We start from the raw sequence: 16,683 nt of genomic DNA, 5'->3' as shown, positions 1-16,683 counted from the left end.
TCGCCGCCACATCATCAGTCTGCGCCCGCCGATGGTCAACGACGGCCGCAACCTTCCCGCAGCCGACCCACGAGCAGGAGCAGGAGCGGGAGCGGGAGCGGGAGCACGGTCTATGACTGCAGGTCGCGCTCGTACCAGGCGCCTGACTTGCCGCCGAGATCGGGCGGGGAGGCAGGACCGACCGGGACGAACCCGGCCTTGGTCAGGACTTTTCGGGACGCGAGGTTGTCGTGGGAGGCCGCCGCCCGCAGAGTGCGCAGGCCGTGCGTCACTGTCGCCGTCCGGCACAGCTCCCGGACGGTCGCGGTCGCCACGCCGCGGCCGGCGACCCGCTCCGCGACTCGGTAGCCGAGTCTGGCGGTGCCGTCCTCCAAGTCGTACAGGTTGAACCTGCCGAGTACTGAGCCGTCCTCGGCGACGAGGACGTAGAAGGCGCAGACGCCGGCCTCCTGCTCGGCCAGCGCGGCGCTGTGCCGGTCGGGGAACCGGTCGAAGAATTCGTCGCCGCGGTCGGAGATCGAGGCTGCGAAGTAGGCGCGGTTCGCCAGCTCGAAAGCAAGGACCGCCGGGGCGTGGTCGGCATGCAGCCGTCTCAGCTCGGGCATTGCCCGACTGTATCCAGATCATGCGCCGCGGCCACCTGGATTTCGGCCGGGGGCGGACAGCGCGGGACCAGGGAACACATCTCGCATCCGCCCAGCCCGGCATCGGGGCCGCGATCTGGTTCCACGCCACCGATGTCCAAGCCGTCCACGATGCGCTCGCCGCCGATGGTCACACCGTCGTCTCCGCCCCGATCGACGGCCCCTTCGGCCGGACGTTCACCTTCGCCGACCCCGACGGCTACCACGTCACTCTCCACGACCGCGCCTGAGAGGACGGTACGTGCAGTTGTGCCCCGCCTTCTTCAAGGTGGGTGAGGAGCAGACCGGCGCGATCGGGAACGCTCCGGATTCCGGCGAGTTCGGGAGCTATCCGCGACCCGTCGGGGCGAGCGCCGCCGCACCGGTCCCGAGGGCGCGTCCCCACAGGAACCACGAGCCGCCCGGGATTCCCGCCTACGGATCGCGCCCTGACACCGGAACAGCCCGGGTGAGCGCCACCCCGATTCCCGTGGCCGCGCGTCGGCCGGCCCGGAGGATCGGGCACGGTGACCGGAAGGGCCGGGCTGCGCCGTACGGCTGGACGGGACGGCGTGATCCGGGGGGATCTGCGGGTCGCGTCACGTCGACTGCGGCCGGGAGTCGCAGAATGCGGCGAAGCCGCATACCCGGGCGGACGAGGTGAGCGAGGGCGGCCATGGCCAGTGCGAGCGGACGCGTAGGAGAGCCGGTGGGCAAGGCCACACCCACGAGCTGGCTGTCGAGCATCTTCCGGCTCGACCCGGCCGGGCTCAACTGGCCGCGGGCCGTGCTGTTCCTGGACATCGCCTTGGTGGTGCTGGTGGTCTTCAGGGCGATCGGGCACGGGCAGTACCTGCTCAGCGCACTGTTCGGCCTGCTCTTCGCCTGGCTGGACGACCCGGGCGGCAGTTTCGCGAACCGCGCCCGGCACATCGCGGTCTTCGCCCTGGTCGGCGCCGGGCTCACCGCGCTGGGATTCGGTATCGGCGGCGACGCCTGGGGCTGGCTGGTCCTCGCGGCCTTCGCGGTCACGCTGGTGGCCGGACTGACGGCCGCGTTCGGCGTGCGCAGGTTCGTGACCGCCATGCTGCTGAACCTCTGGTTCGTCATCACCCTCGGGGTCGCGTCCGGTTTCCACCACCACGCCCGCATCACCAGCTACACCTGGGCCCAGACCCTCGCCTGGGCCGGCGGAGCGGCCCTGTGGATCGCGGCGACGTTCATCGCCTGGCTGATTCGCGGACGCGGCGACCGGCCCCAACCGGTCCCGGAAATCCCCGGCGACACCGCGCGAAAGCCGCTCACCCGGCCCCTGGTCATGTTCGCGCTCCTGCGCGCCCTGGTCATCGCCGGAACCGTGGCGCTCGCCTTCGGCCTCAACCTCTCCCACGGCTACTGGATGCCGATCGCAGCCCTCGTCGCGATGAAACCGAGCCTGGAACAAAGCACCCTGACCGCCGCGCAACGCCTCGCCGGCGCGCTGATCGGCGCCGTCACGGCCGCCCTGCTGTTGCTGATCCCGACCGGCGAACACGGACTGAGGCTGTTCGCGGTCGAGCGCGCACTGGAGATGGTGGCTCTCGTCCTGTTCACGCACGCGGCGGCGATCCGCTTCTGGAACTACGCCCTCTACTGCGCGGCCATCGCCGCGGGCGTGCTGATCCTGGTCGACCTGCCCCAGCCCACCGAATACACCGCCGAGGGTTACCGCGTGCTCTGGACCCTCTGCGGTGTCGGGGCCGGGCTGCTCGTCATGCTGCTCGGCGGCCTGCTGGCCAAGCACACCGCCGAGGAACCAGCACAATCAGCCTGAACGCGCGCCGCGCCGGTCCCGCCGAGGGAAGGCCGATCCCGGCCTCGACATACGACCGTCATGGTCCGGTGGGCCCGGGACTCGGCCAAGGCGGTGCGATGCTCGTAGTCGCGCACCAGCCTGCGGTGGAGCATCAAGACCCCATGCCTCTGTCGCCTGCACGAGGTGGCTCCGACGCTCGGATCTCGGGACCCAGGCTCCGAGATCCGAGCTTCGGAGGGAGGCCCCACTCGTTCGGGGGACGTACTCATGGGCCGAACCCGGCGCTTGAGCGTCGGGATTCGGGGGTCGGGACGCGAGGTCCGGGATTCGAGCGCTGTTGTTCACCCGGTAGGTGAAAGAAGGGGTGGGGAAAGACCTTCCCATCCTCCCTGACCCGTCACGGCCAGCTGATATGACTAAAGGTGATCAGCTTGCGGCGCAACGTCACGGCTGCTTACGGTGCCCCCGACGAAACGACCCCGACGCGGTGCAGCAAACACCGGGCCGGGGTCTCACCCCAAGATCGAAACGGACGATCTCGTGGCTACCGAGCACCTTAGCCCTGCCCTTCGCGCACCCGCATCCTCGCGCCCGTACGCGAAGGCCCGCCCCGGCTACGGCAAACGCACCGCAGCAGGCCAACGCCCGTCCCGCCCGGACGACTTCGCCCTGATGCCGGAGCGCGAGCGCTACATCGCCGCCTACGTCGACCGGCTCCCCGACGGCGCCGCGATGGACATCAAGTCCCTGGCCAGACACCTGCCCCTGTACGGGCAGATGGCCGTCTCCAGCGCCCTCAAGGCCCTCGGCGTGGCAGGTCACCTTCGGCGCGTACGCTGCCTCGCCGGCGAGCGCAATGAGGTCCGCTGGGTCTCCCGCACCTACTGGTCCCGCACCGCCCGCGACAACGAATGGTGGGACACCTTCCTGACCACCGAGAGCGGCCACCCAGCACCCGAAGCGACGACACCCGCTCCCCCACCGCCCGATGCCGACACCGACACCCACACCCACACCGGTCCACGGCCGGTGTCCCCCCAGCCTGCGCACGCGTCACCGGCCGCCCCGCCCGGGCCCGCACCACAGCCCACCGGGGTCCCCGGAGCAACCCCCGAGACAGTCCCCGCAAGCGTGGCGCACCCCGCACCCGCAACGCCCGCCGTACCCGGTGCACCCGCCGTGCCCGCGCAGGGCACCCCGGTGGCAGTCCCGGCCGCGCCCTCCCCCGCCTACCTCGCCCTGGCCCGACTCGGCCGCGCGGACACGCGTCTGGCCCTCTCCGCAGCCGACTGCCGCGTCCTGGAACCCCTGGCCGCCGCATGGTTCGCACGCGGCGTGGACACCGACTACCTCACCCGGGCCGTGTCGTCGGGCCTCCCCGCACAGGTCGGCTCCCCCGTCGGCTTCGTACGCCGCCGCCTCACCGACAAACTCCCGCCCCACCAGCCCAGCAACCCCACCCCCACCACAACCATCACGCCCGCCGCCACCCCAGCACGCCGCCTCATGGCCGAATGCACCGAATGCGGCCGCCCCGGCCCACCCGAAGCACTCCCCGACGGCCTCTGCCGCACCTGCCGCCCCACCACCCCGGACACCACCCCGGCACCCCTTGCCGAGCCACCAGCCGCACGCGACGTCCACACCCTGGTCAGCCAACTCCGCGACCTCACACGCCTTCCCTGACCACCCCCCACCACCGAAGCCCACGAGGCCCAAGGCCACAGGCGGTCTTCCCTGGTGACGCGCGTCGGACGTCGCGTGCCCCACGGGCGTCCGCGCCGCGCCCCGACGGCGGTCGTCTCCGCAGCCCGCGATACGCCGAAGCCGCATCACGCGTTCCCCTTCAGCGACCGCCCCGCGCGCTCGGCGCCGGCGTCTTCCACTTCTTCCGGATCGCATCCGCCATCTCGAAGCACGTGACCGGAATATCGGAGTTCTTCTCCGCTGACGCCCTCTCCTCCAGGGCCCGTTTCACCCTGTCTCCGGTGAAGTAGTCGTTCACCTGCTGCGGGAAGCAGTCGTACACGGCCCCGAACAACAGGGCGGAGAAGGCGCGGGCACTCGGATCGGTGTCCCTCTCGCTGCATTCCAGGAGGACGTTCGTCGGCCACACGGGCGGATCCCCGCCGTGGCACCACCAGTCCCTGTCCCGGGACGTCAGCATCGTCCCCATCGCCATCAGGATGTTCTCCTTCACCAGGTGGCGCTTCTTGGCCCGGCGCAACCCGTCCAGGCGGTACCGCGGGAAGGCCCATCCGATCTGGAAGTCTCCGGGGAAGCTGTAGTCCAGCCTCTTCGACTGCATGAGGTCGGCGGCGTGTTTCCACAGCAGTACCGACGCTTCGTTCATCGCGGTCTCGTCCGGGCGGTCGGCATCCATCTGGCTACGGTCGGTCCTGTCGCTGATGAGGACCTGGTTGATGAGCCAGGTGGCCGTCTGGGGGTCCACGACCCCCTTGTTCCAGGCCGGCCCGAGGATGCGTATGGCGATGCGCTGCTGCCCCAGCAGCACCATGGTCGCCAGGACGGCGGGAACACGCTGCGGGGATTCCGCCGGCAGGAACTCCAGGCTCTTGACCACGGTCTCCAGCTGCAGACGCCGCCGCTCGCGCGCGTTGTGTTCACGCGTGAGCAGTGCACCGACCAGTGTCACCGCCGTCGCGAGACCGCCCCCGATGAACACCTTGAACATCTCGACCTGATCGGAACCCGGTTTCCCCACTCCCTTGACCGGCCAGAACAGGTCGGCGCGGAACGCCAGGGAAGCCGCCATCCAGAGCATGGGGAGGAAGACGCAGACAACGAGCGCCAGATAGGGCCAGTTGTGGACCAGCCACTTGCCGACGAGTACGGCGCGGCCACGCATCAGACCTGGCCGTCCTCCGCGCGCCAGTCACTCTCTCCCCTACGGGCCCGACCGCGCGACATCTGCTGAGTCCGCCCGTCCTCCGCCAGGACGGGTTCCCGGGGAGCGGACGAGCCCCGGCCCGCCGAGGCCGGCCGGTCGGCGCGGCGCGCCTCGGCCTCCTTCTCGGCCTCGGCCCCGCTGAGGAAGCCGACGAAGTTCTTGCCCTTGCAGGAGGCCAGGACATTGAGCGCTTCTTCGTAGACCTCCTTCTTCATCTGTCGGACATTGAACCCGAGACGCCCCGCCTCGTAGTAATCGATCGGGAACGGGTGGTGCGTATACCCGTAAACGAGCTGCTCGGCGATACGGTCGATGCGCTGCGGGTCGACTTTCTCGCCCGCAGTCCCGGCCCCGGTCTCGCCGTCGGCCCCTGCTACGGATTCCCGGACCATGGCTTCGCGCGCTTTTGCCTCCAGGAGCTTCCGTGCGTACTGCTCGCCGATCCTGAGGCTGCGCCCCCACCCACCGAAGTCCAGGGCCTTGACACCCTCAAGGATCGAGCGGATGGAACCGAGGGAGAAATCGGAGGCGGTGTTGATCAGGTCGCTGATGGGAATCCGTCGCTCCGTCCACTTGACGATTTCCGGCAGTACCGAGGAGAAGGTCGCGAAGCCGAATTTCCGGACGTAGTCGACGCTCTGGTAGCAGTCGAGCGCGGATACCGTGTTCGCGGGATTGCGTGGGTCGGGAATCTGGGTGTCCAGCGGCCCGAGTTCGCCGAACGGGGACATGTACACCTGATGCGCGCCCAACGCGAGAAGCGTGCTGGCACTCTTGGCCCGTCCCGGCACATGGACGTTGATCCTCGTGGCGTACGCGGACAGGTACAGGGCCGTCGTGTACGCGCCGTCGAGATTGCCGCCCGGAGAGTCGAGCAGGACGTTGAGTGTGCGCCCCGGGCTGTCCGCCTCCTGGCTGTCGGGGCTCGACGTCTGCGCGTCCTCCAGCGTCACCTTGGGCCTCGGGTAGTCGAAGGCGCTGTACAGCATCTTTCTGATCTGACCGTCGGTGCTCTCGCCGTCGCCCCAGGTGAACTCACCGTTGATCAGAAGCCAGACGCCCTCGATGCCGGCTTCCTCGGCCTGCTTCGTGAGGTCTTCCCCGGCCCTGACGACAGCCTGGCGTTCGGCCTCCGTGATCTCGTCGGCGTCGAGCCGGAAGCCGGGATCGAGTGCTTTGGCCTCCTCCTTGTCGGCGAAGAGCTGGCCGGAGCTGTTCTTCTCACTCATCGGGAGTTACTCCTTCACCTGGAACTCGCGTCCGATGCCCTGCGCGTCTCGGGCCTCAGGCACACGTGTTCGTCGGTCCATGGTCAGGGCCGAAGAGAACTCCCGACCCGGTGACGCGGAGCCGGGAACACGGGCCGGCGCCCCACCTCTTGGCACCCTCCGCGAGATGCCGGAGGCGCAGGGCCCACCGCCCCCGCAGCACGCGCCCGGGCCCTGTGCCCCGCTCCCCGCTCCCCGCTCCCCGCTCCCCGGCGGAGTGCACACGCGGTTTGTACTCCCAGCGTGACGCCGGACGGCGATGCACGCATCTCCCGCGCCCTCCGCGCCGGCGGGCTCCCGTCCACCGCCCCACGGCACGGGACCGCCGCCCCTGCGGCCTGCCCCTTCTGCGTACGCGCCCCGCCCCGGTCGCGTACACCCGCCTGGCGACAGCGCGTCACCCATGGTCACGCACGGCCACGATGCGTCAGCGTCGGGGCATGACCAGCAAGAAGCCGCCTCTCCCTGTGCGCCCGGTGCTTTCGGCCCGCACCGCCCACGCCCGTTTCCCCTGGCACCGGTTCGCGATGCGTTTCAGCTCGACCCCGCGCGGAGCCCGCCTCGCCCGACGCCTGGCCGGTGAACGCCTCGACGCCTGGGGCATCGCGTACGGGAGCGATCCACACGACGCGCTGACCCTGGCCGTCGCCGAGCTGAGCAGCAACGCCGTGCGCCACGGCCGCGTGTACGGCCGTGACTTCCGCCTCCGGCTCACCGCCGAAGGCGCGGCCATCCGCATCGAGGTCACCGACAGCCGGGGCGAATGCCTCCCCGGCTCGGCCGAACCCGCCTCGCCCGACGAGGACGGCGGCCGCGGCCTGCTCCTCGTCGCCGCCCTCACCGACCGCTGGGGCTGGTACCCCAGCCCGGACGGGCCGGGCAAGACGGTATGGGCGGTCCTGGAGATCACCCCGTGATGACCCAGGGCCCGCCACCAGGTCGTCGATGCGGAACAGCCCCAGGGCAGGGCGGGAGTACCGGCCGGTTCGGTGAGCCGGAACGGGAGGACGAGGTGGGGATCGGGCGATCGACCGGCCCCGCCCGGCCCTCCTCCCCCTTCATGCGACACCGAGCTTCGTGCGACACCGAGAGCTGCCCTCGCCAGGAGCGGGACGAGGGGGCCGACGCGCCTCGGGACACAGACCGACCGGACCTCGCCACCACAGCAGAACGCTCGGCTGGAGTTCTCCAGCCGAGCGTCTTACCGGGCACTGACAGCAGGCCTGACCAGGAGAGCGCCAGACCCTCCCGCTCTTCCTTCCGGGGCTCGACGCCCGTTCGGCCGGCGTGGCCCCCGGGCCTGCGTCAGGTCAGATCGTCGGCGTCTCGTCGACTATCTCCTTGTGCGGTTCGACGACGAACTTCCAGCCCTCGCTGGGCTCCAGGAACCGCACGCGGGTCGGGTAGATGTCCAGGGCGCGGCGGTCGCGGTTCTGGGCGCTCGTGCCCTTCCGCGCCCGGGCCGGCTCCTCGTACAGGTCGATCTTGACGTCCGGTACCGCGACGACTTCCTCGCTCCAGCGCTGCACGACCCCCGCACCGAACGCGTCACGCGCGGCGGAGTAGAGCGACTCCAGGGATTCCATGTTCCCTTCGGGCACGAAGAGGGCAAGGTTCAGAAGAACGCCGGCGGCCTGGAGGACCTCGATCTCCTCCCCCTCCGCGTCGGCAACCCAGATCCCGCTCTCTTCGGCGTTACCGGGGAGGACATGAACTTCCTCACCGAAGACGGTCCGCGCGGTATAGGCCCCTCCCTCGAAATTCTTGCCCGGCTGCGTGAGGAAAGCCGGGGCGTAGCAGTCGAGAGGAAGACCGTCCATTCCAGCCGAGACGAAGATGCCGTCCTGGAGGCCCAACTCTGCAATGTCCTCGGCCGTAAGACGTCGAGCCGTGACCTTCTCGGTTTTCACGCCGCTCCCCTTTTAATCGTGGCGTCCTGTGAATTCATTCGAAACTCTACCACGGAAACGATCAACCATTTCCTGATACCAAAGGACCCCGCACTCATGGACGTCCGGGTCCACCCTCGGATAATACCTTCCAAGAGAACGGCGGTTGACACTCCACCCGCACCACCGGAACGCGGCACTCATCAAGGAATGCGGCGACATCCAGGAGACAGCCCTCTCGCGCTGTGGCTCGACTTCCGGTAACGGCGTCAGCGGTCGAGGTGAAGCCGATCGGGCTTTCATGTGGAGCAGCGGACGAGAGAGATAAACGCGAGCAAAATACGCATTCACCGTCTCCTGTGTTCACATCGCGACGAAGCAAGCGCATTGCGCGCGACGGATGAAAGAGGGCACCGGCGGCCTGAGACCACGGTGTTCGCACCGGCCGACGCCGCGTTCGGGAAGGTCCCGATGACGGACCTCGGCTCCGGGCCGCTGGGCCGGCCATGCGGCCGAAGGGCAGTCGGAGGCAGCGCACCGGGTGCCGGGCCCCGAAGCACGCGCCCGTGGGGGTGCGTCGGGGCGCCCCTGTGACCGCATGGCCCCGTGACCGCGTGACCCCGTAGCCCCGTGACCGCGTGGCCGACACCCGACTCGGCGGCCGAACCCTCCGCCCGAGGGCGGTATACGCTGCCTGGTCATGCGAATAACAGCACGCGGACCGGCCGTCGGTGTCGCCGTTCTTGCCCCTGTCCTTCTGCTCGCCGTCACCGGCTGCTCGTCCGGCTCCGACGACGGGGGTGACAGCGGTTCCGAGCTGCTCACGGGCCTGGGGTCCCTGGCCGGCGACACCGGTACGAAGCGGGTGACCTTCCTCGACGCCGCCGCCGTCCGGAAACTGAGCAAGGACGACGCGGAGCGGTTCGCCTCCGTCTCCCAGCCGAGCAGCGTCCTGCTGAGTCCGTACGAGCCGGGGCTGTTGGGGAAGGACTTCGAGGTCTCCCATATCGCCACCGCTGTCGACACCGACGAGGCCGGTCACTGGGAAGGTTCGTTCGACACGCGGGCCGTCATCACGTCGTTGAAGTCCAAGGGGTACAAGCAGAGCGGCAGCGACGACGAGGAGGTCTGGTCGCATCCCGGGAACAAGGGTGTGTCGCTCCAGGTGTCGGAGGACGAGATCTCCTACTCGGCGCGGGAGTCCGACCCCATGGCGGCCGTCGCACCGAAGAAGGGGTCCTCCCTGGCCGACGACAAGGACTTCGGCCGCGCGGCTGCTTGCCTGGGGGACGACGTCTACCGCGCGGACTTCAGCCCGTCCAGCGACCCGGGGCCGGTACTCATGGCAGCTGCGGGCCAGCGGGCCGCCTCCGCGGCCGAGCACACCGAGGTGCTGTGTTTCGTGGTCGAGGACGACGCGGCTGCCAAGAGCCTGGAGTCGAAGCTGCGGGAGGTGGTCCGCGCCGAGGCACCGAAGTTCGACGGTGCGAAGGTGACCGTGCAGAAGGGCGACCGGCCCGTCGTGCGGGCCGTCGTCCCTGACACCGCTACCCAGCGGCCGGGCCGGCTGATCCTCACCGACATGGAGCTGTGGACGACCGCGACCACTGCGGAGTAGCTGATGGGAACAGGCCGCCACAGCGGCCTCGGCCCGCCGGCCTGCAGACCCCGCAGGCAACAAACTCGCGAACGTCACCGCCGGCTGGCTCCTGGGTGCCCCCATCGGCGCCCGTTCGGAACGTCGAGAGGGAACAAGGGCCGGAAGCCCGCCGAGCCGGCGTCCCCACGGGACGTCGGCTCGGCGGACGCGGCTCGCGCCACGTGCGTCACGCCGGGAAACACCGCCACGCCCAAGGCCCTTGTCGCAGTGAAGGTGACAAGCCGGGCACGCAGGGGATCCTCACGGGGACCCCTCGGCTCGGTCGGCGGTCGGCGGTTGGCGGGGGGTCGGGTGGCCCCTGGATCAGACCACGCGAACGTGCACCTGGGAGGAGGACCCCTCGACCGACGCGTCGCCGGCGTAGACCACCTTCAGGGTGCGCAGGCCCCGTTGCTTCATCGTGAGCGCAGTCGAGGCCGTGCCGCCGCCCGAGAGGGTGAGGGTCTTGGCCCTGTGCCCGTTCTCGTAGACCAGCACGCTCCCGCCCGGTGTGCCGGCCGTGGCCGAGACCTTGACCGTGAGCGTCACCGAGTGCTTCTTCTTCACCGACGTCGCGGAGAGCCCGACGACGACCTGGGACTTCGCCGCGGTCACCCTGGCGGTCTCGGCCGAGGTCGAGGACGCCGGAGTCTTTCCGGCCTTGGACGCGGTCACCGTCACCGACAGCCGATGCCCCAGGTCGGCCCGGACCAGCCGGTAGGTCGAGGCGTTCGCGGCGCCGCCGATCGGACGCCCGTCGCGGCGCCACTGGTAGGCGAACGACAGCCCCTTGGTGTTCCACGAACCCGTGGTCGCGGTCAGCACCGAGCCGTACGTCGGTGTCCCGGTGATCTGGGGGGCTACCAGGGCCTTGACGGTGTCCACGTCCGCCAGGTCGACGACCACCGAGTGCACCGGCTCGGGGTTCCCGGCCACGTCGGTGGAGAAGAAGTCGACCGTGTGCCGGCCGAAGCCCTCGACCGCGGGAGTCTCGCCGGCCAGCACCTTCCAGGCGCTCCCGTCGATCCGGTAGGTCGTCGTCGCGACGCCGCTGAGCGTGTCCCGGGCGGTGAAGCCGACCGTGGCCCGGTCTGCCTCCGCCGTCCCGGCCCCGCGGGTGACCGCGAGCTGGGTGACGGGAGCGGTCCCGTCGATCCAGACGTGCGCGGTGCGCTGACCGGTGGAGTTGCCGGCCGTGTCCTTCGCCCGGTAGTGGACCTCGTGCTTGCCCTCACCGCTGACCACGAACGGAGCGACGTAGGCCTGCCAGCCGGCGGACCGGCCGACCTCGACCGAGGGAGCGGTGTCCCGGTTGTCGACGGCGGTGACGGCCACGGAGGCGTCACCCCGGTACCAGCCGTTGTCGCCGGGCGCGGCGGCACTGGTCACCGTCGCGGAGGCCAGCGGAGCCAGGCTGTCGTCGGGCACCGGCAGCACCCAGCTGTCAGCGATCGACGGGTCGTAGTAGCCCGAGGCGTCGAGCGGGAACTCGTACTTGATCCGTACGGTGCCGTCGTTGTCGATCGCGGCGGGATCGTCGATGACCGTCTGATAGGTCTTCGTGCCCATACCGGACTCGGTGCGCTTCAGCATGTACGTCTTCACCAGGGTGTCGTCGACGTAGATGTTGTACTTCTTCGTCCTGGCGGCGTCGAACGTCTCCCGGTTGCGGAGCATGAATGGCTTACCCGGCGTCACATGCACCACGGCCGAGTACCACGAGCCCGGGGTGGCCGAGTTCGCATAGCGTCGGTCGAGGCCGGCTTCGTTGTTCGTCCCGCTGGCCGGTGCAGCCATGATCGCGTGGGCGTTCTCCGAAGCTGCGTTGCCGAAGTCGACGTGGTCGAGGACGTCCTGCGTCGGCGGTACCGCGAGGTCGACCCCGATCGTCGCGTTCTCGGCGGCGAGCGTCGCACCCTCATCGACGAACTCGACCTCGACCTTCCGATCACCCGCGACGGTCTCGAGTCCGGGGAACAGCGGGAGTACGACGACCTTGCTCGCCCCGGGCTCGATCGTGACCCGGTCGGAGGCGGGCGGGGTCTTCCATCCTTCCGGCAGGACCGCCGTGACCTGCCCCGACACGGCGGAGCGACCGTTGTTCCTGACAGTCGCGGTCAGCGTGGCCTTCTCGTCGGAGCCGTCGACCGGGTTGGCCGACGTCACGCTGGTGATGTCGACGCCCGACGTCACCGAGACCCACGGCGTCGAGTCGTCCAGGGTGAACGTCCCGTACGTGCTGGTGAAGGTCAGCTCGACCGAGGCGTCATACTTGCCGGGCTTCTGGTGCTTCGGCACACCGACCGTGAACGGCAGTTGTGCGCTGTCACCCGCTCCGACCGTGTCCTTGGTCGAGCCGGCCGGTTCGGCATCCCAGCCGTCGACCGTCACGACGGCCTTCAGATCGCTGATCGCGACATCACCGGCGTTCGCGATCCCGATCGTTCCGGGGACACTCGCTCCGGGCAGCCCCGGCTCGGCGACGGGCGGGACGACGACCGAGATTCCGAGACTCGCGGCGACCGCCTTGCCGAACAGGGCCTCGATCGACTCCAGACGGGTCGTCAGGTCGTTCTTGACCGGTCCGTCGACGGACGAGTCGGCCAGCCAGGCCGTGAGGGTCCGGACGGTCGCCACGCCGTCGCTCAGCCGCTGCGCCGCCTGACCCGAATCGCCCGCGACGTCCGCAGCGAGGGCATCCTCGACCTTGCCGCGTGCGGTGTCGAGTGCGCCACCGATGTGGGTGCGGCTCGCCGCACCGAGGTCACCCGCTGTCGCCAGGTCGCCGGCGTGGTCGTCGGTCTTGTGGATCGCGGAGACGATGTCGCCGAACAGGGCGCGCCTGGTGTCGGAGTGGATCAAGTACGAACCCGAGCCGACGGTGAACGTCACGATGCCCTTGCCGACCGATACATCGCTGACACCCTCGGCCTTCGTGATCGGCGTGCCGCCCTCGGTCACGGCCTCGACGTTTCGCGCCGGGATGCTGACCTTCGAGGTCGTGTTGACGGGGACCGTGATGTCCAGGGACATGCCCTGATCGGTCTTCTCCCAGTTGGAGCCGATCGTCCCGTACACGGATTCGTAGGTTCCATGGCCGCTGCTCAGGTCGCCGCCCATGGCCGGGGCGATCTTCGACTCCTTGTAGCCGGCCTTGATCGCCGAGATGCCGCCGATGTTCTGATACATCCAGTCACCGACCGCGCCATAGGCGTAGTGGTTGAAGGAGTTCATGCCGGCATCGCCGAAACTGCCATCGGGGTTGATCGAGTTCCAGCGTTCCCACATCGTGGTGGCCCCGTGCTCGATCTCGTAGCCCCACGACGGGTAGTCCTTCTTGAGGATCATCGTGTACGCCAGGTCGGACCGCCCGATGCTGCTGAGCGCCGGCAGGAGCCACGGTGTTCCGAGGAACCCGGTCGTGAGGTGGTAGTCACTGGTCCTGAGCTTGGCGACGAACTTCACGCCGACCTTCTCGCGCAGCGCCGGATCGGTCACGAGGTTCATGCCGAGCGCCATGGCGTAGGCCGTCTGGCTCCCGCCTCGGACCGTGCCGTCGGCCGCCACGAGCTTCGAGGTGAAGGCCTCGCGCACATCGGCTGAGAGCTGCGCATAGGTCGCCGCGTCGGCGTCCTCACCGATGGCCTTCGCCATCTCCGACAGCATGCGCGCGTCCTCGGCGTAGTACGCGGTGCCGAGGACATCGGTGCCGGTGTTGTCGTCGAGGTTGAGCCAGTCGTTCCAGTTGCCACGCGCCGAGTCGATGAGGTCGTCGCCCGCGCCGTTCTTCACGAAGCCGAGGAACTTCTTCATCGACGCGTAGTTGGCCCGCACGATGGCGTTGTCACCCTGCGCGTGCCACACCGCGTACGGCACCGTGACCGCCGCGTCGGACCAACCGAGGCCACTGCCCAAGTCGATCGTCGGCACCGAGGGAGCGATACCCGGGTAGTTGCCATCGCTGTAGGCCGAGTCACGCAGGTCGGTCGTCCACTTGCCGAGGAAGGCGCGGGTGTCGCGCAGGTAACTCGCGGTCGGCGAGAAGACGTTGATGTCGCCGGTCCAGCCGAGGCGCTCGTCACGGGCCGGGGTGTCGGTCGGGATCGACAGGAAGTTGCCTCGCTGTCCCCACGAGATGTTGCTCTGGAGCTGATTGAGCATCGTGTCGGAGGTCGTCAGCGTTCCGGTCGCCGTGAGATCGGAGCCCCAGACGACGCCGGTGACATCGCGGAGTCCGGGTGCGCTCGTGACATTCGAGATCTCGAGGTAGCGGTAGCCGTGCTGGGTGAACTTCGGTTCGTAGACGACCGTGCCGCTCGTGCTGAACGTGTAGTGGTCGGTGACCTTGGCCGCGCGGAGGTTGGCGGTGTAGAGGCTCCCGTCCTTGTTGAGGACCTCGCCGTAGCGGATCCTGACCGTCTGTCCCGCGACGCCCTGCAGGCGCATCCGGGCGACGCCGACCATGTTCTGGCCGAGGTCGTAGATGTAGGTACCGGCGGAAGGACTGGTCCTGGTGAGTGCCGGGAGCTCGCCGGTCGCGCGCACGGGCTCATCGGGCTGCGGCACCAGCTTGGCGGTGTCGGAGGGGCCGACCGTGGCGGGGTTCCACGCCGCGTCGTCGTAGGCGGGGCGGTCCCAGCCGGGCTGCTCGGCCCCTGCGTCGTACGTCTCGCCGTCGATGTTGTCGGCAGCCGCGTACGGACCCGAGTGGCTCTTCCACGTGGCGTCGGTCTTGATGACCTGACGGGTGCCGTCGGTGTAGTCGATGCGCATCTGCGCGATCAGGCCGACCGAGTTACCGAACATGCCCGGGCCCCACATGCCGACCTTGCCCGCCCACCAGCCGTCTCCGAGCTCCGCGCCGATCGCGTTCCGGCCGTCGGCGAGCTGATCGGTGACGTCATAGGTCTGGTACTGGATGCGCTTCCTGTAGTCGGTGTCGCCAGGGGCCAGGAACTGGTCGCCGACCTTCTTGCCGTTGAGCTGCAGCTCGTAGACGCCGTGCGCGGACGCGTACACCCTGGCCCGGGCGACCGTCTTGCCGGGGGCGGTGGTGAACTCCTTGCGCAGAAGCGGCAGATTGCTGTCGCTGGTCCGCAGGATCGCGTCGAGCTTCTTCTCCACGAGCAGGCCGTCCGGCGTCGGGGTGCCGCCGGTGAACGGGTTCGTGGGACCGGAGAAGTCGGTCCGGAACAGCACGTCGCCGGCCTTCGCGGTGACCTTGACCGCATGGACGTGCGCTGTCTCGGGTCCCTCGTTGGCGAGGTCCTGGCGGAAACCGATGAAACCCTTGGCGAACGTGGCGTCGGTGCGGCTGTCGATCTCGGCGCCATCGAGCTTCGTGGTGATCGTGGAGCCGTCGAGGGTGATCGACAGGCGGTGTGTGCCGGTGAGCAGTTGGGCGGATGTCAGGGTCGTGATCGGGATGTTCCCGAGCAGGGAGTAGCCGCCGTTGACCTTCTTGTGCGGCCGGAACTTCGGGACCGCGGTCCCGTCGGCGGTGCTGACCTGCCACATGTACGCGTTCGCGGTGTCCGACGCGCGCAGGTAGACGCCGAACGCCAGGTTGTCCAGGGTGAAGTCGACATCCGTGGTGTAGTCGGTCCACTTGTCCATCTCGCCGCCGGCGGACTTGCCGATCCAGTCGCCGGTCCACTCGGCGGCGTCCAGGATGCCGGTCTCGAACCAGCTCGGGGCACTCCAGTCGCCGGCCTCGTCCTCACCGTCCCAGACCCTGGCCTGCCAGTAGTAGCGGGTCTGCGAGGCCAAGTCCGGCCCGGCGTACCGCACGTCGAGCTGGTCGCTCGACCCGACCTTCCCCGAGGACCACACGTCGTCGGCGGCTGCGCGCGTGCCGACCCGGACCTCGTACGCGCTCTGCACCATGCCACGGGCGCTCGACGTCGTCTTCCAACTGAACGTCGGGGCGTTGCCCGCGATGCCGAGCGGTTCGGTTCGGGCGTTGGTCTGGAGAGAGCCGACCGCGAGGCCGTTCTCCTTCGTTGCACCGGCTGCCGGGTCCGCGACCAGGAAGGCGGCGGCCACCATGACGAGGGCCACGAGCAGCGCGAAGAACCGGCGCCCCGCTGGGGCGGCGGGTGGGACTGGGTGTGCGGCAACTGGTCTGGAAGGCATCATGCCGACGGACCTTTCGTGGCAAGAGGGGGCCCTCGCGGCTCCCCGCCGCAAGGTGAAACGTTCCAAAAATGATGTGGCGGCCGTCACAAGTCAAGGGTTCGGACAACATCGGCCACCACACTCAGCCCAGCCCAGGTGGGCATCCATGCCGCCGAGCCCCTAGGCACCACCGATTGAAACGACACATTGTCGAGACGTGGCGGCGGCGATCTCAGCTGAGCTCACCACGAACCGCTCGAAACGACCACCCCGATCGGCGTCCCGCGCCGAGGAGGTCGCACAGGGCCCGCAACCTGCGGCGCCGGCCCACTCGCCGGTGCCGGGTTCGCGTGTCGGCGCCTCGGGCGCTCGCCCAGCCGCGCGCCGGACGGCGCGGTTCGACGGTGGTCCTCAAGGCGGCGAAACGGGGCGGCTCGGCGT

The 16,683-nt window shown here is 69.3% G+C and carries 9 protein-coding genes and 1 pseudogene; 5 read left to right on the top strand and 5 right to left on the bottom strand.

Annotated elements, in window-relative coordinates:
* Positions 1-110 precede the first annotated feature (110 nt).
* The gene (locus ACH4VO_RS22665; protein ID WP_360995368.1) at positions 111-605 is read right to left on the bottom strand and encodes a GNAT family N-acetyltransferase; all 495 of its coding nucleotides are present in this window, start codon (positions 603-605) and stop codon (positions 111-113) included.
* A 71-nt stretch (positions 606-676) separates the two neighbouring features.
* On the opposite strand from ACH4VO_RS22665, the pseudogene ACH4VO_RS22660 reads away from it, so the two are divergent.
* From ACH4VO_RS22660 to ACH4VO_RS22650, 3 genes and pseudogenes are all read left to right on the top strand, one after another.
* Positions 677-874: pseudogene (locus ACH4VO_RS22660) on the top strand (VOC family protein); the annotation flags it as partial.
* A gap of 458 nt (positions 875-1,332) precedes the next feature.
* Positions 1,333-2,436: an FUSC family protein gene (locus tag ACH4VO_RS22655; protein ID WP_360995371.1), complete on the top strand. Its 1,104-nt coding sequence runs from the start codon at positions 1,333-1,335 to the stop codon at positions 2,434-2,436.
* A gap of 522 nt (positions 2,437-2,958) precedes the next feature.
* On the top strand, positions 2,959-4,104 hold the full coding sequence (locus ACH4VO_RS22650; RefSeq protein WP_360995373.1) for a MarR family transcriptional regulator: 1,146 nt from the start codon (positions 2,959-2,961) through the stop codon (positions 4,102-4,104).
* A 160-nt stretch (positions 4,105-4,264) separates the two neighbouring features.
* Here ACH4VO_RS22650 and ACH4VO_RS22645 read toward each other — a convergent pair whose 3' ends face one another.
* On the bottom strand, positions 4,265-5,287 hold the full coding sequence (locus ACH4VO_RS22645) for a hypothetical protein (protein WP_360995376.1): 1,023 nt from the start codon (positions 5,285-5,287) through the stop codon (positions 4,265-4,267).
* Complete coding sequence (locus tag ACH4VO_RS22640; RefSeq protein WP_360995378.1) at positions 5,287-6,558, bottom strand: hypothetical protein; 1,272 nt, start codon at positions 6,556-6,558, stop codon at positions 5,287-5,289. The genes ACH4VO_RS22645 and ACH4VO_RS22640 overlap by 1 nt, the downstream gene beginning before the upstream one ends.
* A gap of 479 nt (positions 6,559-7,037) precedes the next feature.
* Between ACH4VO_RS22640 and ACH4VO_RS22635 the strand changes: the two genes are divergently transcribed.
* Positions 7,038-7,514 (top strand): ATP-binding protein, encoded by a 477-nt coding sequence (locus ACH4VO_RS22635; RefSeq protein WP_360995381.1) that lies wholly within the window; start codon positions 7,038-7,040, stop codon positions 7,512-7,514.
* Positions 7,515-7,907: 393 nt separating this feature from the next.
* Here ACH4VO_RS22635 and ACH4VO_RS22630 read toward each other — a convergent pair whose 3' ends face one another.
* Complete coding sequence (locus ACH4VO_RS22630; protein WP_360995384.1) at positions 7,908-8,507, bottom strand: hypothetical protein; 600 nt, start codon at positions 8,505-8,507, stop codon at positions 7,908-7,910.
* A gap of 679 nt (positions 8,508-9,186) precedes the next feature.
* On the opposite strand from ACH4VO_RS22630, the gene ACH4VO_RS22625 reads away from it, so the two are divergent.
* Positions 9,187-10,104 (top strand): hypothetical protein, encoded by a 918-nt coding sequence (locus ACH4VO_RS22625; protein ID WP_360995387.1) that lies wholly within the window; start codon positions 9,187-9,189, stop codon positions 10,102-10,104.
* 345 nt (positions 10,105-10,449) lie between these two features.
* Here the strand turns inward: ACH4VO_RS22625 and ACH4VO_RS22620 are convergent, their stop codons facing one another.
* A complete protein-coding gene (locus ACH4VO_RS22620) occupies positions 10,450-16,263 on the bottom strand; it encodes a family 78 glycoside hydrolase catalytic domain (RefSeq protein WP_360995390.1) in 5,814 nt (1,937 codons plus the stop codon).
* Positions 16,264-16,683: the final 420 nt, after the last annotated feature.

Source organism: Streptomyces sp. NPDC020780 (assembly GCF_044334475.1).
Lineage (GTDB): Bacteria > Actinomycetota > Actinomycetes > Streptomycetales > Streptomycetaceae > Streptomyces.
This window is presented reverse-complemented; position numbering and strand designations above follow the sequence as displayed.